General features: G+C 46.2%; 16 protein-coding genes and 1 pseudogene. 5 read left to right on the top strand and 12 right to left on the bottom strand.

Translation table 11 applies throughout. The features are described from left to right. Window positions 1–319: 319 nt before the first annotated feature. The gene (locus tag L21SP3_RS09730; RefSeq protein WP_077541009.1) at window positions 320–1,738 is read left to right on the top strand and encodes a sulfatase-like hydrolase/transferase; all 1,419 of its coding nucleotides are present in this window, start codon (window positions 320–322) and stop codon (window positions 1,736–1,738) included. A 737-nt stretch (window positions 1,739–2,475) separates the two neighbouring features. Next, window positions 2,476–3,381 carry an alpha/beta hydrolase gene (locus L21SP3_RS09740; RefSeq protein ID WP_077541013.1) on the top strand — a complete coding sequence of 302 codons (906 nt, stop codon included), beginning with the start codon at window positions 2,476–2,478 and terminating at the stop codon, window positions 3,379–3,381. A 154-nt stretch (window positions 3,382–3,535) separates the two neighbouring features. Here the strand turns inward: L21SP3_RS09740 and L21SP3_RS09745 are convergent, their stop codons facing one another. Continuing rightward, a complete protein-coding gene (locus L21SP3_RS09745; protein ID WP_077541014.1) occupies window positions 3,536–4,288 on the bottom strand; it encodes a hypothetical protein in 753 nt (250 codons plus the stop codon). After that, the gene (locus L21SP3_RS09750; RefSeq protein ID WP_077541016.1) at window positions 4,289–4,411 is read right to left on the bottom strand and encodes a type II secretion system protein; all 123 of its coding nucleotides are present in this window, start codon (window positions 4,409–4,411) and stop codon (window positions 4,289–4,291) included. Between the two features lie 235 nt (window positions 4,412–4,646). Between L21SP3_RS09750 and murC the strand changes: the two genes are divergently transcribed. Both murC and L21SP3_RS09760 read left to right on the top strand, forming a co-directional pair. Beyond that, window positions 4,647–6,071: a UDP-N-acetylmuramate--L-alanine ligase gene (gene murC, locus L21SP3_RS09755; protein ID WP_077541017.1), complete on the top strand. Its 1,425-nt coding sequence runs from the start codon at window positions 4,647–4,649 to the stop codon at window positions 6,069–6,071. Between the two features lie 11 nt (window positions 6,072–6,082). After that, window positions 6,083–7,795, top strand: a complete 1,713-nt coding sequence (locus L21SP3_RS09760; RefSeq protein ID WP_077541019.1) for an ABC transporter ATP-binding protein — start codon at window positions 6,083–6,085, stop codon at window positions 7,793–7,795. Window positions 7,796–7,822: 27 nt separating this feature from the next. On the opposite strand, the gene L21SP3_RS09765 is transcribed toward L21SP3_RS09760, so the two are convergent. The 10 genes and pseudogenes from L21SP3_RS09765 to L21SP3_RS12425 all read right to left on the bottom strand — a co-directional run. Beyond that, a complete protein-coding gene (locus L21SP3_RS09765) occupies window positions 7,823–9,784 on the bottom strand; it encodes a GLUG motif-containing protein (protein WP_123785180.1) in 1,962 nt (653 codons plus the stop codon). A 237-nt stretch (window positions 9,785–10,021) separates the two neighbouring features. Beyond that, entirely contained in the window at window positions 10,022–10,933 is a 912-nt protein-coding gene (locus tag L21SP3_RS09770; RefSeq protein WP_077541023.1) for a DNA-methyltransferase, read from the bottom strand. Further along, window positions 10,926–11,702: a restriction endonuclease gene (locus L21SP3_RS09775; RefSeq protein ID WP_077541025.1), complete on the bottom strand. Its 777-nt coding sequence runs from the start codon at window positions 11,700–11,702 to the stop codon at window positions 10,926–10,928. Before L21SP3_RS09775 ends, L21SP3_RS09770 begins: the two co-directional genes overlap by 8 nt. Window positions 11,703–11,782: 80 nt before the next feature. Further along, window positions 11,783–12,520 (bottom strand): tRNA pseudouridine(38-40) synthase TruA, encoded by a 738-nt coding sequence (gene truA / locus L21SP3_RS09780; protein WP_123785181.1) that lies wholly within the window; start codon window positions 12,518–12,520, stop codon window positions 11,783–11,785. A gap of 10 nt (window positions 12,521–12,530) precedes the next feature. Beyond that, window positions 12,531–13,829 carry a pyridoxal phosphate-dependent aminotransferase gene (locus tag L21SP3_RS09785; RefSeq protein ID WP_077541029.1) on the bottom strand — a complete coding sequence of 433 codons (1,299 nt, stop codon included), beginning with the start codon at window positions 13,827–13,829 and terminating at the stop codon, window positions 12,531–12,533. Window positions 13,830–14,344: 515 nt separating this feature from the next. Next, window positions 14,345–15,862 carry a Clp protease/crotonase-like domain-containing protein gene (locus L21SP3_RS09790; protein WP_077541031.1) on the bottom strand — a complete coding sequence of 506 codons (1,518 nt, stop codon included), beginning with the start codon at window positions 15,860–15,862 and terminating at the stop codon, window positions 14,345–14,347. A gap of 102 nt (window positions 15,863–15,964) precedes the next feature. After that, window positions 15,965–16,603, bottom strand: a complete 639-nt coding sequence (gene ruvA / locus L21SP3_RS09795) for a Holliday junction branch migration protein RuvA (protein ID WP_077541033.1) — start codon at window positions 16,601–16,603, stop codon at window positions 15,965–15,967. Beyond that, window positions 16,600–18,486 (bottom strand): RNA polymerase sigma factor RpoD, encoded by a 1,887-nt coding sequence (gene rpoD, locus L21SP3_RS12310; RefSeq protein ID WP_077541036.1) that lies wholly within the window; start codon window positions 18,484–18,486, stop codon window positions 16,600–16,602. The genes ruvA and rpoD overlap by 4 nt, the downstream gene beginning before the upstream one ends. Window positions 18,487–18,495: 9 nt before the next feature. Further along, a complete protein-coding gene (gene dnaG, locus L21SP3_RS09805; RefSeq protein ID WP_077541038.1) occupies window positions 18,496–20,286 on the bottom strand; it encodes a DNA primase in 1,791 nt (596 codons plus the stop codon). Between the two features lie 204 nt (window positions 20,287–20,490). Then, window positions 20,491–20,652: pseudogene (locus L21SP3_RS12425) on the bottom strand (ISH6 family transposase); the annotation flags it as partial. A 138-nt stretch (window positions 20,653–20,790) separates the two neighbouring features. On the opposite strand from L21SP3_RS12425, the gene L21SP3_RS09810 reads away from it, so the two are divergent. Next, the gene (locus L21SP3_RS09810) at window positions 20,791–22,413 is read left to right on the top strand and encodes an IS1634 family transposase (RefSeq protein ID WP_077541040.1); all 1,623 of its coding nucleotides are present in this window, start codon (window positions 20,791–20,793) and stop codon (window positions 22,411–22,413) included. The last annotated feature ends 439 nt before the right edge of the window (window positions 22,414–22,852 follow it).

Here is a 22,852-nt window from a genome sequence, read left to right on the forward strand (position 1 = left end):
AACGGCGGAATTTAAGCGGCGCTCGGTTTGGCGGTGCATTATCTGAAATCACGTAAATATTTTGCAACTTATTAAATGACAGCTTTTTACATTTAATAGAAATCTGTACAATCAGTGGATAAAGCTCTTTGCAAACATCGCAGCAAAACAAAGCATTAATAACAAAGATGTGCCCCAATTAATGTGCAAATATGAAGCACAATAAGCAAGTTTCACTTTACGAAAAAACGTTTTAGTATAGAATTTAAAAGGCCCCTTAACAAAATGTATTTTAGCATACTGCGATATAACTTGAAACCCAATTGCAGAGGAAGCTTTTATGAAAAATCTGAGCAGACGCAGCTTTATGAAATCCATCGGCTCGGCCGCAGCGGTTTTTGCCTCAGGCGGATGCGGAAACATCAGCGCTATAACATCATCTAACAGTATCAAAAGGCCGAACATACTGCTCATCCTCGGAGATGATATAGGCCGAGAAACAATCTCCTGCTACGGCGGGGAGTCTTACAGCACACCGAACATAGACAAGCTCGCTGCAGAGGGTATGCGTTTCAAGAACTGCTATGCAACACCGATCTGCTCGCCAACGAGGGTAGAGCTGCTCACGGGGAAATACAGCTTCCGCAACTACACAAAATGGCGCGAACTCAAAGACGACCAAACCACCTTCCCGCAGATCCTCCAGCAAAACGGATACCGCACCGCAATTGCTGGGAAATGGCAGCTTGAAGACTGGGATGAACAGCCCAAAGGCATAGAAAAGGCCGGCTACGATGAGTATCTTTCATTAGATCACCCCAAAATGCTCTCTTATTCAAAGAGGGATGAAGGAAACGTTTTCTGGAAGATTCCAACTCTTTACAAAAACGGCAAACATATAGACCCGGGATACGAATACGCCGAGGATTTATTCTATGAGTTTACCAAAGACTTCATATCCCGAGACTCAGAAAAGCCCTGGCTTATGGAATATCATATGAATCTCTGCCACCGCCCGTTTATGCCCACGCCGGACAGCGATGTGATAAAAGAAGGCGGTAAATCCGCCATAGATAAATTCCTTGGCTTCGAAGGCGAAACAAAGTATTTCAGCGATATGCTCAGCTATGCAGACAAGCTCGTTGGAAAGCTTGTTGAAGTGCTTGAAAAGACAGGACAGAGAGATAATACGCTCGTGATATTCACCGCCGATAACGGCACAGACAATGTTTGGGAGGCAAAGCAGCTCCGTTCAGAATACAGAAATCGTATGGTGGAGGGCGGAAAATACAAGACATCCGACCTCGGGGCAGCTGTTCCGTTTATTGCGAACTGTCCGGGTATGCTGAAAAGTGGGGTGGTTACTGAGGAACTGATAGACTTTTCCGATATCCTTCCCTCGTTCTGCGATGCTGCAGGAGCAAGACTGCCCGAAGGGCTGGAAACAGACGGAAGAAGCTTTATTCCCCTGCTCAAAGGCGACAGCTCAAACGCCAGAGACTGGATTTACTCTTGGGGCGGTTTTATCAAAACCTCACGCAGATACAAAGACCCCGTTAAATATAAAGACGAGCACCTGCACATAATACGAAATAAGAGATGGAAGTATTATTCCGACGGCCGAATTTTCGATATAATAAACGACCCGTTTGAAGAGAATCCTTTCAAAGAAAGCGAAAACGAGCAGGCAGACAAGGCCAGAGAATACCTAGAAGCAGAGCTTGCAAAACTGCGGTCTTCAGGCAGGCGTTTGTGGTAAGAAGCATTAGACAAACTGCCAAATCCGAATGAAATTATACTGAGCTTGCCGAGCACAGAGACGCTTTTAATTTTGACGATCGATATTAATTACCGCTCTGAAACCCAGCAGAGAATTTCCATTCCTTTTACAGTTGGGTTTGCTCAGGCTGTAGGTCTCTGAGATTACACTGCGAGGGGTTAAAAGACAGAATCCGCATACATAAGGCCCACTGCTGCCCTCTTTGTATGCCAATTCCCAAGCATTGCCAACCACGTCATAAAGCCCGTTTTGATCAGCCTGCCTTTCTGTATAAGAAGAAGCATTATAGTTTTTAAGAAAGTATAACGAAGGCCTACAGGCAGTGTGTGAAATGTGCGTACTATACAGCCTTTGCGGATTATGTTTCGTGAACTGAAAACTGAGCATCTCACATTCTTAGGCGAAATAATGGCAGAGAATAGGGTCTTGCCCTGAAAAAATCTGTACTTAAGTATTGAACTCCTCGAATACCAAAGATATGATACAAGAATGAAATTGACTTGCTGCAGGCTCCTTTTAAATAAATGGTTTAATTTTTTCCATTTATAATAGCACCATGTCTTTCTTTCTGATAGTGCCCAAAACATTTTGCAGACAATGAAAATGTATTTTGAAATATTTGCCTTCGAATTATCGTCTGTTAAAATACAAAACCAAAAGAATAGAAGTTTGAAAAACGGTAAATCGGAAACAATTATTTATTTAAGGAGAAACGTATGAAGCCAGTCGGTTTGCTATTTGCAATAGCTGCTGTTTCATTATTTGCAGCAGAGCCGGAAGAGATTCTCGGGGATTATAAAATCAAGTTTTATGAATCCGGCGTGGAGTATCATTTCTATGACGGCGTTGAATATTTGGGCAAAGACAGAGAAGAAAAGCTCGATATATATTCGCCTGTAAGCACTATCACCAAAAAGCGACCTGCAGTTCTCTTTATTCACGGCGGAGCTTGGAGAGCAGGAAACAGAAAGATGCGGAATCCGGCAGACTGGGCACGATTTTTCGTTGAGAAGGGGTATGTTGCAGTAAGCATAGACTACAAGCTCAGCGAATTTGAAGGAAGAGGCCCAAACAACAGGCTGGTTAAAGGTGCATGGCGGCAGAACATCTACGACTGCAAAAGCGCACTTCGCTTTATGAAATCCGGGATTGTGAATATAGACAGCGAGAGGATAGCTGTTATGGGTTCATCAGCAGGCGGGCATCTTGCAATGCTCTTAGGCTATTCAGCCAGCAGCAAAGAGCTTAATAAAGGCGGACTGTATAAGGATAAGGGCAATGATGTAAGCTGCATAATCAATTTCTACGGCGTTCCGGATGTTCGCAAACAGGGAGGCAGTATGTTTATCGAAGCACCGAGGGATGAACGCCCCGAAGAGTGGGCGCTTGCCTCGCCAGTGGAACATTTAGCGGGTAGCGAGCCTCCGATACTGATTATCCACGGAACAAAAGACAGGGTGGTTGATATTGAACACTCGAGGGAATTAGCGGAGCTGCTGAAAGAGAAAGAGCTTCCGTTTGAGCATAAATTCATCGAGGGCGCCGGCCACGGCTTCTCAGTTCGGGCAAACGGGATAAACCTTATGCCGGCGGTAGGGGATTTCCTCAAGAGCAATTTCTAAAACACAATTGCTTGAGATTCTCGCAGGTTATTATCGCAATCGCTGCGGCATTAGTGGAATTTTCTCCCCTGCCCGCTTCTCTGAAGAACTCGTATTAAAAATGTCTGCCGGGAAATAAAGCTTTCGGCAGACATTTTTCGTTTTTTACGGGGTATTATTTCCAGTGGTCTTTGTCCGGCATAAACTGCCAAGACCACTGCGCACCTGCTGCAATCATCTGGATGGTGTCAGTGCCTTTGCATTTGAGAAGGCTGCCGTCGATATAGCCGCAGTTGAGCTCGGTTTTTCCGAACAGATCGCCGCTGGGCACAGTAAATCCGTCCCTGTCCTGCTCAATATTATCTGATGGATTAGCGTCTTTGAGTACATGGTATGGCGGGTCTTCCACGCCTGCATCATTGCTCGACCTTCCCACAGCTGAGCCGCTGAATTTATGCGAGCATACCCAGCTCTGATTTGGCCTGAGCTGGTCGTAATAGCCCATGTAATCACTGATCAGCAGTTTATTGCGGCCTTTAGATTTCTTCCCCGGCCCCATAAAGCTTGCCACATTCCTTGAATTCTGGTAGTAAGACTTGAAATTCCAGTAAAGGGCGTAGGAGCAGTTTAAGTCTATGCTGTTATCTGAGAGCACATTATCCTTGTTTGTGTAAGCCTCCTGATAGGTGTAGGTATCCCCGCCTTGGGTTATGGCAACGGTAGTTTTGTCGAAGCCGGACACAGGACAGTTAAACAGGGTAACATCATCCACATATCCTTTGAGGTAGTTGTAGAGGATGGTGTCCTGATTGGCCTTGGTTCGGGCAAGCAGATTCGGCCTTGCGCCGGAGGTTGGGTGAGGCGGGTAGTCATAATTGTCTGCATGATAAGCCGTAACAGCGGTTACCGCCCCTTTCATATTAGACATTCAGACGGTCATTTTTGCCTGCTCCCTCGCCCTGCCCAGAGCGGGCATCAAGATAGCCATCAAAAGGGCTATGATTGAGATTACCACCAAAAGCTCAATCAGCGTAAAAGCTTTATTATTCATAACTTCTCCTTTTAGCTGAAAAAATATCTAACCTCATAACCTCATAAAAGTATGTTTTCAACTGCTGATTTTTTTCGAAAAATTTTTTTTTATTCTAAAGGCCTAACTGATTTGCCGGCTTCAAAACGCTTAATTGTATTTGTTTTTTATGTCCAATCTTTCGCTTGGCTCTGGAAGAAACGGGGTTTTTAGTTTATAATTGCAATTAGAAAAGTTTTAAGACTATGGAGAAAAAATGAAGAGCTTTGCAGGGAAAAAATATTACTTTGTCGGAGCGGGCGGTATTGGCATGAGCGGCCTTGCGATGGTGCTTCTGCGCAGCGGTGCTGAGATCTACGGTTCAGACCGGCAAGGCGGTTTTGTAATAGAAAAGCTCAACAGCCTCGGCGCTGATATAAAGATCGGGCATATGAAGGAGTGGCTTCAGGCTGCGGGAGAAATGGATGCGGTTGTAATTTCTGCGGCTGTAGGAAGCGATAATCCCGAGCTGAAATACGCAAAGGAAAAGGGCTTCCGCGTGCTAAAATACGCCCAGATGCTCGGTCAGATAGTAGATCAGCACAAGGGAATCGCATTCGCGGGCACACACGGAAAAAGCTCCACCAGCGGCTGGGCGGCATTTATGCTTTCTCGTCTGGAATATTCGCCCAATTACATTGTGGGCGCAGATATCAAGCAGCTCGAGGGCTCAAGCGGGGTTGGCAAGGGAAACGATTTTATCGTGGAGGCCTGCGAATACGACAGAAGCTTTATCAATATCCGCCCGGAAACAGCCGTTATCACCAACATAGACCTCGACCATCTGGACTACTACCGTGATATTGATGATATTATCGGCGCCTTCAGCGAGTTTCTTGCGGGGGTTAAGCCTGGCGGGAAGATTATTCTGAATGCAGACGACAGATACTATAAGCCCCTGCTTGAGAGCTACTACGAGCGAATGAAATCGTTCGGCCGAGAGCCGGCAGATATTATTACCTACGGCATTGAGGCCAATGCTGATTATAAGGCATCCGGCCTGAAGCTTGAGGACGGAACTTACAGCTTTGAGCTCTGCTACGACGGCTACCCAACCGGACGTATTCACATTGAGCTTCCCGGGGTGCATAATGTTTACAACTGCCTTGCAGCGATAGCAGCCCTCGGCAGTCAGGGCGTTGAAACTGAGGGGCTCATCAGAACTGCCGGGCTCTTCGAGGGGATAGACAGAAGGCTTATGGTGCTTGCTGAAAGGCAGGGGATAAAGCTAATAGACGACTACGCCCACCACCCCACTGAGATCAGGGCATCGCTTGCGGCAGTTCGCCAGATGTATCGCCCGCAGAGAATCGTATGCGTTTTCCAGCCGCATCAGTACAGCAGAACCAGATTTTTTATGGACGATTTCGCCCAAAGCTTCGAACTCTCAGACCTTGTGATAGTTCCTGAAATATATTTCGTACGCGATACCCTCGAGAGCACAAAGCAGGTGAGCTCGCAGGATTTGGTGGCAAAGATCAAAGAAAAAGGCAGCGAGGCGGTGTTTATAGATTCGTTCACCGGCATACTCAGCTACCTCAAGGAAAATATCAACAGCGGGGATGTGGTGATTACCATGGGTGCAGGCGACATCTGGAAAGTGGCAGAGGACTACATCAAATGGCTTCGCACTGGAAGCTGACAAGAACATAAATGCTGAAAAAATTCATACAATACTACAAGCCCCATAAGGGGCTTCTGATTCTCTCGCTCGGTGCAGCGGTTATAGGCTCCGCTATTACCGTTTTTATCCCCGTAATCACAAGAAGACTGCTGAATGACCATCTCCCCGAAGAGAATATGCAGGCCATAAGCATCAGCATTGCCGTGCTGTTTGGTATGGTTACTGCCGCATCAATACTTGCATTTATACGTGTGAAGTGGGGGCATATCCTCGGCGTACGTATGGAAACGGATATGCGCGCAGATATATTCCGTCATATCCAGAAGCTCAGCTTCAATTATTTTGACAACGTAAAAACCGGCCATATTATGAGCCGAATCTCCAACGACCTCAACCAGATAGCGGAAATCGCTCATCACGCCCCAGAAGATCTGCTCATTTCGGCGATTGTGATTATCGGCGCATTCATAATGATGTTCAGCTTCAATCCGATTCTTGCGGGGGCGGCGCTTATCCCGCTGATAATTATTATTTCCTGGGGCATACTCTACGGCGGGATGATGCGAAAGGGCTTTCGGCGAGTGCGAAGGAAGATTGCCGATATCAACAGCTCCGTTGAGAATTCTGTGCAGGGGATCAGAGAGGTTAAGGCGTTTGCCAACGAGCCGGAAGAGATTGAAAAATTCCACTCTGTAAACTACAGCTTCAAAAGAGCCAAGGAGCGTATGTACGGGATTATGAGCATTTTCTTCTCGGTGATGACTCTGCTGACAGAATCGTATTTTCTCGTTGTGATTTGCGTTGGCGTGTTTCTGATAAAGGCAGACCAGCTCACAGCGGGCGATCTTGTGGCATTTATACTGTACGTGCACCTTATCCTGAAACCCATACAGAGGCTTGTTAATTTTTCAGAGCAGCTTCAGAGGGGGTTTGCCTGCTTCGAGAGATTCATTGAGATTATGGAAATCGAGCCGGATATAGTTGATTGCGACAGCCCTGTAGAGCTCAGCGATGTTCAGGGGCATATTGAATTTGAAAACCTTTCCTTCAGCTACGACGGTAAGAATTATGTTTTGAAGGATCTCAACCTCACCATACCGGCGAACAAAACAGCCGCTCTGGTGGGCGAATCGGGAGCGGGCAAATCTACGATTGTATCGCTTGTGCCCAGATTCTATGAGCCGCAGAACGGCAGGATAACCATCGACGGGGTGGATATAATGAAGCTCAAGCGAAGGTTTCTCCGCGAGAATATTGGAATCGTTCAGCAGTCTGCTTTTCTCTTCGATGCAACGATTCGCGAGAACATAATGTACGGAAAGCTCGACGCCTCGGAAGAGGAAATAATAGAAGCTGCCCGAAAGGCAAATATCCTCAAATACATACAGTCTCTGCCCGACGGTTTTGATACTCTTGTTGGAGAAAGGGGCGTAAAGCTTTCAGGCGGACAGAAGCAGAGGCTCTCCATCGCGAGGGTGTTTTTGAAGAATCCTCCGATATTTATCTTCGATGAGGCCACAAGCGCTCTGGACTCAGAATCCGAAGCCCTGATACAAAGCTCTCTTGAGCTTCTCAGCAAAGACCGAACGACGATTGTTATCGCCCACCGCCTCTCAACTGTGCGGGATGCGGATAAGATTATCGTTCTCAAAGACGGCAGGAAAACAGAAGAAGGCTCCCACGAAGAGCTGATCGCCAGCGGAGGCCAGTACCACAGCTTCTACACTATGAACGTGCTGTAAGCGTCTTAGGCATACCGTAATCGGGGATTACCATATCTTTGCCATAAACGCAAAATCTATGTTATTGATGTCTCCGTCTTTGTTGAAGTCTGTTCCTTCTCGCCAGCTGTTATCTGCTGTCGGGCTGGCGCACCATTTCTGCCTGAACGTATCTAAATCGCTCATGCCGGTCTGCATATCGGCGTTTCTGTCTGCAAAGAATATCGGCCAGTCCTCACGCAGTACGGGCATATCCGAGCCCATTTCCCACATCGAATCAAAGTTCCAGCCTCTGTTGATGTATTTCAGAGAATCGGTAACGGTGCTGCTGTATAGCGTGTAAGCAGCATTTGAGGGCTCTTCAGAAGTGTTTGCAAACCGTTCTCCTGCGAGGGCGGTTGAATAATTGTAAAAGCAGTCTATTATCAACCCGCTCTGCCAGGGGTATGCAAATGCGTAGTTGGAGTCTCCTTCTGCGGATGAGACAAACCCGCAGCTGAATGACTGTTCGATCGGATCTCGTGCGAGGCCGCAAAATCCGCTTGCATTTGCCGGAATTTCTTCGCCCCAGCCCAAAACATCGCCGCTTGCAGTGCAGTATGCGATATCGTAATTCGTATCGTTCTCGCCCACGGCTGCTCCGCAGTAAGTTCCCCCGAAGATATCGGCTCTGCTTTCACAGCAGAGTATTTCGCCTTTGTTTTTCCCCGTAATACCCCCGACATACTGATTCCCGTAAACTGAGCCGGTACTCAGGCAGCCGGTAATAGAGCAGCCGGTGTTGTTGGTTGAGCAAATGCCTCCGTAATAAAATCCGTTTTTAGTTTCTGAACCGAGGAATATATTGTTTGCAGTGCATCCGGAGATAATTCCATTGCCCGAGGCGCTGGATAAATTTGCAGCAATCCCGCTAACTCCGCCGCTGCTGCAAGTAATGCGGTTTACCGCTGAGCAGTTTTGTATCTTTCCGCCGGAATTTTTGGCTGCAATCCCGCCAACAGCTCCGTAGCTGGATAAGATTTCAATATCTGCTGAGCAGTTTCTTACTGTTCCAGAATTGTCTGCTGCTATGCCCGCTGCGGCAGCTCCGTATTGACCTGAAGCCTCTATTCTCCCCGAAACGCTGCAGTTATAAATTGCTCCCTCATTTGTACCTGCGATACCTGCAAGGCTGTAATGGCCAATGATGTCAAAATTGCTCACGTGAAGATTCCGCACAACTCCGCCCTCGGCTATAAATCCGAATATGCCTTTGTTTCTGTCGAATGGGTACTCCTCTGCGTGGTAGGTAAGGCTGCTGATTTTAAATCCGCGTCCGTCGAATGAACCTGAGAATTTGCAGGATGAATCGTATCCGAGCGGGTAGAACTCAGCTGTTTCGTCTTCCGGCTCGCCTGAATTATGCCCGAAGCCGGTTAGGTCTATATCGCCGGCAAGGGCAAAATGATTCCCGCTGAGATGCTCCCTTTCGCTGTAGATGTAAGCAAAATCATCGCCGGAGCTTATCAGGTAGGGATTGATTTTCGTCCCCTCGCCCGGGAGCTGATAGCCGAACCTTATGTTATCCAGAAGCATGAAATGATTTTCTTCGGGGTAATAGCTGCCCTGCCGAGAAACCTCCCAGCGGAATGTATGGGGCTGATAATCAATATTATATTCTAATTCACGCCAGCCAGTGGATGTGAAGTGCAGATTACCCTTATATATGCCGTCTATGTAAAACTTGGCCTGATCATAAGGCTGGAAATACGGATTGAAATCGAAGGCTATTCGGTTTGTAGTAACCTCTATCTCGAGAACGATTATATCACCCTCAGCTATCTCAGGGGAGGAAGTTAGAGCATAATCCCCGCTGCTGGAGTCTTCTGTTGTAAATTCCCAACTCTTTGCTCCTGTATTATCAGACCAGCCTGCAAGGGCATATTCTCCGCCTTCAAAGCTTTCAGCTGTTAAAGAAGCAAAACAAAAAAGATTCAGCGAGACCAGACAAAACAAACAATTACGCAGCATTTCAATACTCCAGTAAAAATATCAGCTTTAAGAACGTTGAAACTATATAATATAATATATCACAGAAAGTTCAACGCTATTTTTTTAATGCTGCCGATTTTTTAAGAAAATGTTTGCCCCGCCCCTAACCACCCCAAAAAATCATATCTTTATGCTTAAGCTGTGAAAAATGCAGAGTGCAGATTAACGAACAGTTAATAAATAACTCAACAAATTTCTCTGCTTCCCAAATAGCATTTATTCAAAGAGGCTTAATTGTTTTGAGGATTGATCGCCGTAAACAGACTCAACAGACTGAACAAATTTTTTCATAGCGTTTTCATGATTAGACAAAAACCATTTTTTATGATTTTCTAAATACTCATCTCTGATATCAGGCCGCCTTAAGTCTAAGGGAACTCTTTCCATTCGAGGATCAACGCTGTCGAAGCCTTTGAATGGCTCAGACAGCCTCTTCTGAGTCATTTTTACATAATCAGAATTAATCTCAATACCAATACAATCTCTTTTCAATTGCTGGCAAACCCTCAAGGTTGTCCCGCTTCCGGAAAATGGATCTAACACTCTGTCCCCTTTGCAGGAGGAGGCAAGAACCATTCGTTCAATTAGCCCTTCCGGTTTTTGAGTAGGGTGGTTTTGCCTGTTTCCGTTACAATAATGAACGTGAGAAAACTCCCAAACATCACCAGGGTTTGCCCCTCTCATATTATTTCGTTCTCTGTAATACTTCTGCGGGACTCGAACAGCATCCAGATTAAACTTAAACTCATCCGATTTTGTAAACATAAGTATGTCATCATGGCGGGGGGAAAAACCCTTAGTTTTACCAATACCTTGCGTATAGTGCCAAACAATCCAGTTCCTGAAATACATTTTCAGGTCTCGCTCAAGGATATTGAATAAATAAGAAATGAATCGAAACCCCATGAAAACATATACAGTTCCATTATACTTTAATAAACGGTGAGCCTGCTGAAGCCAAGAGTTTGTAAAGGATAAATACTCATCGAATTTTTTGGCATCATAATTATTGCCGTAATTTTTCCCAAGATTATAAGGAGGGTCTGCGATTATCAGATCAATCGAGCTGCTGTCAATTTCCTGCATTTGCTTTACAGCATCACCTGTAATTAATCTTGTGTTACTCATCTATTTTAACCCATCCATTTTTCTTTGCGAGTTTCAGCCATTGGTCAAAACCTTTTTGGGAATCTATATATTTTCGGTCGAGCAATTTGCATAATTCCCATGTCGTTCTTTTTTTTATCTTAACATAATGTATATCACGGACTTGAATTTGTCCAGTCCCTAATGAAGGATTAAAGCATATATCTGAATCTGACAAGTACTTCAAGTCGTAGGCATTATGCGACACGATTTCCATTATACCATCAATAAGGCCGGTTTTGGGATTTCTCTTAGAATAAACTTTATACTTTAAAGAAAGGATTATGAACATATAATCAGGGTCTTGAACAAAGGCCGATCTTATCCTTGCAAAAGATGTTATATTTGGTGCTCTTCCGCTGCTTTGAAAATCTTCCGAAGTGGCTTTCACATCAACTTCTGAAGTAACGCCTGTCTCAGATGCACGTTCTTTCTTGAATTGCAGAACAACATCTGCCATGTGAAGCCTTTGCTGAGCTTCAACGTTAATCAAATTGTACTTATTACCATTGTCTTCTGAAATATTGTAGAAGGTTTCGAACGCCCAAGCTTCAACTATCGGCCCGCCAATTTTATTAATGTTTTCCATTGGCAAGCCAAGTTTAAGATTGGTATTTATAATAATTTGATTTTTCCGCTTATCAACTGCCTCCTGAATTATCTTCTCAATAGTACGTGTAACAAAGTCTGAACATTGCTCGTAATCCTCGCTTTGTTTTGGCTGCTTGATTTCAAGTTCATCATAATTCATTCTATCCAACCCTCATTAAAACAAGAATTCTTACTATACCAATACAATGCTGTTTTACTGCTATTAATAAATAGTCTTTATTAGTAATATATCTTCATCAGGCAGAGGCCGTTTGGGGGGGCGAGCTGTCCTGCGGCTCTGCGGTCTCTGGCGGCGAAAATCTCTTGTATCTTCTCGGGCTTCCATCTTCCTCTGCCCACCTCCACGAGAGTTCCCACCATATTCCGCACCATATTATACATAAACCTCCTGCCCACCACATCGATAATCACAAACTCCCCTTCCGCCTTTACGCTGCACTGGAAAATCGTTCTGATGCTGTCTGTCCTGTAATCTTTTGCCGAAGCGAAAGACTTATAATCCTTTGTGCCTTCCATTAGCTTTCCAGCCTCGGCCATTTTTGCTGTATCGAGGGGGCGGGGGTAATGCCAGAGGGTTCGCCAGCTGAAAACGGGTTTGCCGGTGCCGGTATAGATCGTATATCGGTAATGCTTTTTCACAGGCGAGCCGATGGGGTCGAAATCCAGAGGCACTTCTTCAATATCCGTGATGCAGATATCAGCGGGCAGGATATTGTTTACTGCCCTTTTGATATTCTCCAGCGGTATCGGCGTATCGACAACCATATTTGCTGTTTGCCCGAGTGCGTGCACGCCGGCATCGGTTCTGCTTGCACCGCAAACGTTTACCTTCTTCTCAAACAATGCTGCCAGAGCCTCTTCGAGGGTCTGCTGCACGCTCACAGTATCCCTCTGCTTTGCCCAGCCGTGATATGCGCTGCCGTCGTAGGCAACGGTCATTTTTATGTTCTTATCCAAGCAGAGCCTCTCAGCTTGCAAGATACTTTTCGATATTCTCGGCTATCGTTTTCCATGTCCACAGACGCTTTTGGTCATCGGATTCCAGAAGCGTTACCCTGAAGCCCATCATTCCGCAGCAGAATCCGGTAAGCGGTACAACGCACACACCTGCCGCACCTAGCATATAATAAACGAAGCGTTTGTCCGGCGGAACATTCTGCACCTTATTCTCAACGAACTTCCGCACTTCGGGGTCTTTAATTTCCAGCTTCTGCGAGCAGTTCAGAGCGCCGTCTTCAAACAGCACAGACATATAAAACGCCCCCTGAGGACGATTCACTTTAACGCCTTTCACCTTGCTGAAGAATTCGTATGCCTCGTTTGCCCTTTTCTCAAACATCTTCTTGCGTCTTGTTAGGTGGTCTATGTATCTCGGGTCTCCGATTACCCTCGGAATCGCATACTGAGGCAGGCTCGTTGAGCACACCTCAAGGCGTTTTGCGTTTATGAGGCTGGAGATATAACTCTTAAACTCGGGGTACTTATCCTGATTGAACACCTCAATCCAGCCGCAGCGTGAGCCAGGCCAAGGGAACTCTTTGGAGATTCCGCGCAGAGCTATACCCGGGATGTTACCGATAACCTCGCTTAGATGCACCGTTTCGGCGCCGTTGTAAACTATATGGGCGTATATCTCATCGCAGACAACAAAGATTTTGTTCTTCTTTGCGATTGCCACAATTTCCTCAAGCAGCTCTCGGGAATATACAGCCCCTGTGGGGTTGTCCGGATTTATCAGGAGGATGCCTGCGATTGAGTCGTTGTATTTCACCTTATTCTCAATGTCTTCAAGGTCGGGGATCCAGTTGTTGTCTGGATTGAGCTTGTAGGTAAGGTGTTCATAGCCCGAATGCGCAGCCTCTGCTGAGGAGTGCGTGGAGTATGCAGGCGAAGGGCCGAGAACCCGTGCTTCTCTCTTGAGGAAGCCGAAAACCTTCGCTACCGCATCGCCAAGCCCGTTGAAGAATGCTATATCATTTGCAGTAATCTGACAGCCCCCGCGGATATTAACCTGCTCTGCGAGAAAATCACGAGTTTCGATTGCCCCTTGGGTGTCTGTGTAGCCGTAGGTGTAGTCGCTGCTTACAAGATCCTTGATAATCTCTTTTATCCACCCGGGCACAGACTCGCCCTTCTCAATCGGATCGCCGATATTCTCCCATGTAATGTCCACGCCGAGAGCCTGAAGCTGATGGGCTACTGCCACTATCTCCCTGATCTCGTAAGTGAGCTGGCTTGCGCCTTCGTGAACTATATGTCTTCTCAATTGATCACCCTCAATAAAAGCTCGAGGACAATGCCCCGATGCCGATTCAGTTTATAACTCTTCAGACTGTTATGATATTTAATTGAATGTTTTAATCAACTCAAATGCCAAAATGCCGCCCCAATCCAGAAAACAGAATTTTATCCGAAAATCACCCAGATTACCGCAGAGCAAGCAGATTTGTTAATTTGTTTTACCGCTAAGGACTCGAAACACACGAAGGGGATATGGTTTTGGCTGAATTGATGGGCTTAGCAGGTAAACGATCTCGCGGATTTATGTCGCAGCGAAATTAAATTATCCACAGATTGCACTGATGGCACAGATAATTTTGTGACTGTAAGAGCTTGCTGTAAAACAATTTATAATAATCCTTCGCGTCCTTCATGGTGAAACAGGACATACAATACGAGACGGTTTCAAGAGATTTCCCGATGTGCCTGTGAGCGTGGAGGAGATCGAGAAGCTCAAAAACGATGTTAACGTAATGAAAACCGCAATTTAAAAGCCAGGGCCTACTGTTCAAAACGCAGGTCTATATTCTCGTATCTGCCTTTTAGGTTTGGATGAGATTCAAAGATTGTATATAGCACAGCGAGTTTTTTCTTCTCGGGCATCTCGAAATACGCCTCGGCATCTCCCGGCGCAGCTCCCCAGAAGATATCCAGTTCTTCCTTTGTTTTGATCACGATTTGGGGGATTGAGGAATCTGTGATCCCGTAGTTCTCAACGTCTATGCTTTCAACCTGCTTCAGGAATTTGCGTGATCTGGATTTGTCCATCGCCCTGAACAGCTGGGTTAGCTTAACAGAAGCCTTGATCTGCTCGTGAAAAAGCGGCTCGCCCGGCGAAGGCGCAGATGCAAGCACCACACCCGAAACCTCCGGCACGCTCAAGCTGTCAATAGGGATATAATCCAGCACCGTCATATCCTCAGAGATATAGTATTTAGCGGATTTGTGCCTTAAAAGCACAGCGGGCTTTCGGTAGTCCGCATCTATTGTGAGCCGGTTTATCGAGGTCTGAACCCGAACATTTTTCAGCCAGGGAAACTTAGACTTGAGGTTCTTCGCAACGAGCTTTGCGGTTCCCGGGCTCGCAGTAAGCTTTTCTTCGGCCTCTTTTATCTTCTCGGAAACCGCAACCTCCGGCTTGCTGTCGCTCAGCTCGCTTACCACATAATCCCTCGATTCGCAGATTGCATCTGCCATATTGCATTTTAGAGCCTTTTTGGCGGTGAGGGTGAGAAGCGAGCCTTTCTGCACAACAACGCTTTTCACTTCATCGCCTTCAATCTTTCTGCCCGGCTCAATAAAAAGCTTTTTCCCGTCTCTGCTCACCTCAAGAACGGTTGTATCCTGCTCGGCCATCGCTTTTGCAAGCGCAGCAGGCCTGCCGGACTGTTCAGCTATGCTCGCCATATAATTCCTCCAAGCAGAGTCGAATTTCTCGCCCACTGCCTCGCCGAAAGCATTTTTCATATCCGAAGCACCGCCCATGCGGGAACGCACTATAGCTGTGGCAGCTCCTATAACCGTGCCCGGGGCCATATATATCTTGTCGCAGGACATCGAGATTGCCGCTCCCGCTGAATATGCCCCGCCGTGCTGCCCGCCGGCGATGTATGCCGCTGTTTTGCAGTTGCTGGTTTTGATTATCGATGAGCAAAGCCTTTTTGCCAGATCAACTCTGCCTCCGGGAGTATCTATTTCCACAATAATCGCAGAAGGCCCTTTGTTCGATTCGGCAGCAATCGCCTCTTCAAATGCCTCCGTTTTCATTGCTGAAACTATCGGATAGGTGATTTCAAGAACTGCGATTTCATTTTTGCGTCCCTTCTGATTATGCTCGATTTTGTATTCCGAAAGGTCTGCCTCGAATCTCTTCCCCTCTTCGGGGACAATCCAAGTTTTGTCATCCTCATCGGGCTGAGTTGCAAAGCCGTTATAAACTTTCCCTGTTTCGCTGTGGGTGAATGTATCTGCAAACAGCAGTGAAGCTGTAAGAGCAGTAAAAAGGATGAATCTAAACATAATAAACCTCGTAAATTTTCTCTGTCGATGATATTATATGATTTGTTGCACCTTAACTCAATAAATCTTTTGAGAAAGTGCGCGAGCCAGTTTTGCTGCCTGCTAAGCTTCTGCGCCCTGTTTGAGGCGGTACACAGCTGGCACAAGCTCTTCGGCAGTTGAGATTTCGGGGTGTTTTTTCTGGGCGAGCATAATAAGCTCTGTAACCTCCGCTCTTTTCTCTCCCCAAGCTGTGAGGATTTCAAGTGCCTCAAGCTGAAACGCCTTGAAGCCGCCGGCGGATGCCCCGCCTCCATCCTTAGGCATTTGCGAAAGGGCGTAATAATCGAGCTTGCCAGAGAGCTCGGCTATGATGTGCTGGGCGAGCCTCTTGCCTATCCCGGGCAGAGAAACCACGATCTTTTCATCGCCGTTTTCAATAGCGCAGGCAATCGTTTCAACGGGCATAGAAAGTGATTTGAGCCCTTTCTTAATCCCCATGCCTTTTACGCTGGTGTATATATTGAAAAACTGCTTTTCCTTCTCGCTCATAAAGCCGATTATTCGGGGTATCATATTCCCGCCGCCGGGAGTGCCCTCGAAATACTGGCTTGTATAAAGCGTAACCCTGCTGCCTGTCTGGCCGGAGAGAGTGCTGATGCAGTATCCGGGAAGAAGCACCTGATAGGCGATATCGCCCACTTCAACAAGAGCCGAATCCTCGGATACTTCAAGAAGATTTCCGCTAATTCTCGCTATCAAGCTTCTCCCTCGCCATCTTCATCGTTTTCTTCCTCGTTGTCGAGGAAGCCCTGAAGCTTTCTTGAACGCACAGGGTGCTGGAGTTTGCGGATTGCCTTTGCCTCCACCTGCCTAACGCGCTCTCTTGTAACCTTGAATATCTTGCCCACCTCTTCCAGCGTGTAGGTGTATCCGTCGCCGATGCCGTATCTGAGCTTAACGATTTCCTTCTCTCTGTAGGTGAGGGTGTTGAGGATTTCATCGATTCGGTCTTTGAGCATCTCCTGCGTTGCAGACTGCACAGGCGAATCTGCGCGTTCGTCTTCAATGAAATCGCCGAAATAGCTGTCTTCGCTGTCTCCAATCGGCCTGTCCAGGCTTATTGGGTGTTTGGATATCTTGAGCACCCTTCTGGCTTCGTTTATTCCGATTTTCAGCTCTTTGGCAATCTCTTCGATGGTGGGCTCGCGGCCCAGCCTCTGAAGCAGGTTCTTGCTTGCGGTTCTCAGCTTGCTCATTGTTTCGATCATATGCACGGGGATTCTGATTGTGCGCGAGTGGTCTGCGATGGCTCTGGTTATCGCCTGCCTTATCCACCAAGTGGCATAGGTGCTGAATTTGTATCCCCTGCGGTATTCGTATTTATCCACAGCGCGCATCAGGCCGGTGTTCCCTTCCTGTATTATATCCAGGAAGCTCAGGCCTCTGTTGCGGTATTTCTTTGCGATAGACACAACAAGCCTTAGGTTTCCGCCTGAGAGGTCTCGCTTGGCGTTTTCGTATTCCCTGTAAACCATATCCACAGAGCGGAGCCGCTTTTCGAGCTGCTTGGGAGTTTCCTTCACAAGCTCTATCATTCCGCGAAGCTCTTCAGTCATTGCCATAATGTCTTCTTCAAAGTAGTCTTTGCCCGGGCCTTCGGAGATGATTCTTTCAAGATTTTTCATCTTCTTGAGAAGGCTGCCCAGCTTCCTCCTCATCGGGAGTATTTTGCTGGTTCTGAGGCTGAGTTCTTCAAGCAGGGTAGCGATCTTTCTGCGGTTTCTCTGTATCTGCTTGTGCATAGCGAGTTTTTTGGATTTATCGCCGCTGTCGAGGGCCTCAAGGAACAGCTCGCTGTTTTTCTCGAGCAGCTTTTCCACTGTTTCAAGATTTTGGGGGAGTCTCTTTTTCACAACCGATCGAATCAGGTTCTCAGCGGTACTCATCTTCATTGTTCTGTCGAAAGGAAGGTCTCCGCTTTCCACCTTTCTGAGTATGGAAACAGCCCTCCTTGCGGCATAGTCGCTTTCGAGCACCCTTCTCCTGAATGCCATTCTGGTAAGCTCAATCTTGCGAGCGAGGCTGATTTCCTGATCTCGTTTGAGAAGGGGTATCTCACCCATCTGGGAGAGATACATACGTACGGGGTCCTCGATTCTCTTGGCGTCCTGTTCAAGAAGAGCAGCACTGAACGGATCTACCTCTTCCTGCGCTTCAGGCTCCACTTCTTCAACCTCATCCTCTTCGAATCCCTCTGCGCCTATATCTACACCTTCTCCCTGCGTCCTTTGCACATCTTCCTCATCAAGGATTTGAACGCCCATTTCATCCAGGGTAACTAGCAAACCGTCGAGGCTGTTGGGCGAGATAGACTCATCAGGGAGCTCCTCATTCATCTCTTCATAGGTAAGATAGCCCTTCTTCCTGCCCTTTTTTATTATCTCACGGATTTTTTCTTCAATCAGCGTTTCATCCGGAACGAGCTTAACAGGCACAGTTTCATGTGCACTGTCTTCGCTTTTCTGCTTCTGTTCGGCCTGCTTGAGTATCTCATCTGCAGCTGCACTGAGCTGTTCAGGGCTTGCATCCTGTTCGATAGGCTCATTTATATTCTTTTTTTTCTGTTTGCTTTTTTTTGCCATATATTTCTCTTAAAACAACCCATTGCGAAGGTTCTTATACCTGCTGTTTTCCTGTTTACTTCTTATATTTTCCAAATATTTATCTAATGATTCTGAATCCTCTTGTTCGCTGTCTGATTTATCAAAGTAAATCACTTCAGCAGCATCCTGAATCCTCTTTTCAAAGTTCTGTTTCTCATTTCCCGAATCAATCATTTCATTTACCAGCCTTATCTCTTTCTCATCAAGGCCGTTAAAAACAAGGGCGGTTTCTATCGAATCGCCTGATTCGGTTAGCGGGAAGATCTTTTCTGCAAGCTTCTTGAGCACCGGAACGGTGAAATCGTTCGGACAGATGCGATTTCTGATTTTTCCCGCACATCCCGGACTGCAAAGAAGCACCTCAAGGACTTCCCTCTCCGCTACAGATATATAGTCCCCGCCGGTATTAATTACATCAACCGAGCGGTTTTTATCATGAAAAATCCTTTTTGAGCTGATATTTTTATAAATCATCTTATTCACCTGCTCCCTGCTTACGCCTGAAAGCGAGCAGAGCCGGTTAACTATCAGCCCCTTAGTTATATCATCAACCGAGCCGTTTTCGACAGCTTCGGAAAGAAATTTTACAAATTTTTCCACTAAAAACTTCCCGTCGGATATTCCGGAGGCCTCAAAATCAGCCTTTAGCTTCTGCCATTTCCATTTTATCCCGTCTTCTGCGGTATTTATAAGCTCAACAAATTTATCCCTTCCCTCAGAGAGAAGAAATTCGCACGGGTCCATCCCGCCTTCAATGATACAGATCTGAACATCCATACTCTCCCGAAGGCATACCTCAAGAGCCCTCTCAGCGGCGTTTATCCCCGCCTTGTCTCCGTCCAGCATAATCACCAGCCTGCGTGCATACCGCCTGAGCAGTTTTGCATGGCCTTCGGTGAAGCTCGTGCCCAAAGCAGCAGCCACATTGTCAATCCCGAACTGATGCGCCATCAGAACATCGGTATATCCCTCCACAAGCACAGAGCGGCCCTCGCGGACTATCCCGTGCCTTGCTTTGTCTATGCCGTATATGCTTCTGCTCTTATCGAAAACAGGAGTTACCGGCGAATTGATGTATTTGGCATTTTCATCCCCGAGAGTTCTGCCGCCGAAGCCGATTACGTTTCCGGAAGCATCGAAAATCGGAAACATCAGTCTGTCTCTGAAAGCATCGTAAAGACGTCCGGACTCTTCTCGTTTTTTGCATAGCCCCGCTTCAATCAGAAGTCTTTCGGAGATCCCTGCTGAAATTGCTGCGTCAGTAAGATTCCTCCAGCCCTCAGGAGCGCAGCCTACAGCCCAGGCCTTTGAAGCCTCCTCGCCTATCTGCCTTTCTTTGAGGTATTCACGTGCCTTCGCTCCCATCTCGCTTCTCTCAAGCACTCCGCGCCAGTAGTTAAGCGCCCATTTATTGGCCTTATAAACAAGCCCGCTTGGAGACTCGAAAACCTCTTTCTCTTCTGCCGGGGCCTTCTTTTCGCGCAGAGTAATCCCGGCGCGGTCTGCAAGCCGCTTAACTGTTTCAGGAAAGCTCAGGCCTTCCCGCATCTGAATAAACGAAAAAATATCCCCGCCGGCACCGCAGGCAAAGCACTTAAACCTGCCTATCTCGGGAGTAACAGTAAGGCTTGGTTTGTGGTCATCGTGAAACGGACACAAACCGATAAAATTCCTGCCTTTCCTGTCAAGCTTGAGGTGTTCACCTACAACATCCTCAATAGAATTGCCGGGGGCATTTCGTATATCATCTATTATTTTGCTGTCGAAATAATAAGACATTATCAAAGTTCTGTAATATTCTTTAAGCCCCTTGGTTTATACAACCGTAAAAGCAAAAAACAAAATAAACTGTATATGTACTGTTAAAGAGCAGGGGGAAAGGATTAAGCGGCTTGGACACTTAGTTTACTGAAACATCGCCAGTATCACATCCCCTCTACTATAATAATTGCACAATGAGGGCAATTTTTACACAAAAATTTATTAACGTCCCAAAGTTTGTGGGTTCTGTACTTTTATAGTCTTTAGAGCAAGCATTACATTGTCCAATAACCTCAGTTTTTCGTGCCAGTATTTTTCCCATTGATTTTCTGAAGTAAATCTCTTAATGATAATTCTGGCTATCTTTGCCGCTCCTTCCTGACTTCGGCGGTATGATTGTGGAAAACTCTGCAAAAAGTGGGTTTTGAGGCTGTTATGAGGGTTTGTTAAGTTCGGTTCGCTCGTAGTGCCTAATTTTTTATTTTTTTGACACAATGTTTTGATTTCGTATAATCTGCATTTATGTTTATACGAGTAAAGACATCAAAAAACAGTCCGAAGCAGTCGGTACAGATTGTAGAGAGTTATCGCAACGAGAAGAACCAGCCTCGTCAGCGTATAGTTCGTCATCTCGGCACAGCCTTCACAGAAGAAGAGCTTAAGCGGCTCAAGGATTTTGCCGAATTCGAGAAGGCCAAGCTTGAGGCCGAGAAAACGCCGGCACTTTTCAAGCCTGAGCATCTTGCAGAAGCTGCAATAGATGCCCGCAAAAACATTGATGATAAGCCTTTGCGGGTCAATCTAAAGAATCTCAGGGAACAGGCACGCATAACTACAGGCATCCATGAGGTATTCGGCAGCATCTACAATGAGCTTGGCTTTAACAATCTTTTCGATAGACGCAAAGAGTCTGCAGGCAAAAACCTTCGTCATATCACAATGGCAAGGCTTGCAAACCCAGTGAGCAAACGCAGCAGCGTTCAGGATCTCTCCAAAGACTTCGGCATTAACCTTTCTTTAGACAGCGTTTACCGTATGATGGATAATATCACAGATGATATTATCAGCAAGGCTCAAAACTGTGCTCACGGTGCTGCTAAAGGCCTTCTCGGCGAAGAGATAAGTCTTCTTTTCTACGACTGCACCACGCTTTATTTTGAATCATTTACAGAAGATGAGCTCAAAAAGAACGGCTACAGCAAGGATATGAAGTTCAATCAGCCGCAGGTTGTCCTTGGTCTTCTGTCCACATCAGAAGGGCTTCCAGTAGGTTATGAGGTATTCCCCGGCAATCAGTATGAAGGGCATACGCTGCATACTGTAATCCCTAAGATCAAAGAGAAATACAACCTCAAGCGTGTTATCTTCACCGCAGACAGCGCAATGCTTAGCAAGGCTAATCTTGATTACCTTGAAAAGCAGGGAGTTGAGTATATTGTGGCAGCGAGGCTTAAAAGCCTCACTGATAAATGGAAAGCAAAGGTTACAGAATCCAATGCCCCGCTTAGAAGCTTTGATTACGGCAAAGATACAAGGCTTATTGTTACCTACAGCGATAAACTCGCTAAAAAGAATAAGCACGACAGGGATGAAGCTATAAGAAAGCTCCAGGAGAAGCTTGAAAAGAGCAGCAACCCCAAATCACTTATAAGCAACTACGGCTACAAGAAGTTTATGCGTGTTACCGGCGATATAGATTGCCGGATAGATGAAGAGAAATATGAAGAGGCTGCGAATTTTGATGGTCTTCACGGTGTTATAACGAATGTTAAGGATATGGATGATTCGGCTGTAGTAGATCATTACAGGCAGCTCTGGCTGATTGAAGAGTGCTTCAGGATAAGCAAGCACGATCTGAAGATACGGCCGATATACCACTGGACGCCGAAACGAATCAAAGCCCATATACTGATATGCTTTATCGCTCTAACCTGCGCGAGAAATCTGGCCTACAGGGTTCGGCTGAGATTTGAGCCGATGTCTGTGGCGAGGATTGTAAATTCGCTCAACCACGTGCAGCTGAGCATACTCTGGGATAAGAAAACAGAGTGCAGATATGTCCTGCCATCAAAGATTAACGAGGACGCAAGAAAACTCTATAAAACAGTTAATCTCAGCACCAATACAACGCCTTACAAAATGTAATTTCACCCGCCGAAAAACCTTCCGAAATAGGTTTTGTAGTGCCTGCGCAAAAAATCGAGTCCTTTATTGACAAGGACTTATGAAAATTTACCGCCGAAGTCAGAAAAAAAACACATTTTCCGCATCAGAATAAAATTATGTATTGCGCAGCAACTTAGCTGCCGGCAGAGAGCCCCCCCATTTATGTGCCTGTACCCCTCCAAATGTAAATGCAATTTACAATAACGGAGGAAGATGTTGTTATATTATATAAAAACTCTGTGTAATCTGTTGATTAAATATTTCCCCTGCGTCTGTGCGGACAGACTCGGCTTTAAAAAGCTTTGCCAAAAATATTCTCGCACACTCTGCGGTTTAGCCTGCGATGAAATATTGACAAACTAATCTGAAGCTTTAATTTGAAACCAGTAAGCTAATTGATTATACTTAACATACAGGG

The sequence above is a fragment of the Sedimentisphaera cyanobacteriorum genome, from assembly GCF_001997385.1.
GTDB classification, from domain to species: Bacteria; Planctomycetota; Phycisphaerae; order Sedimentisphaerales; family Sedimentisphaeraceae; genus Sedimentisphaera; species Sedimentisphaera cyanobacteriorum.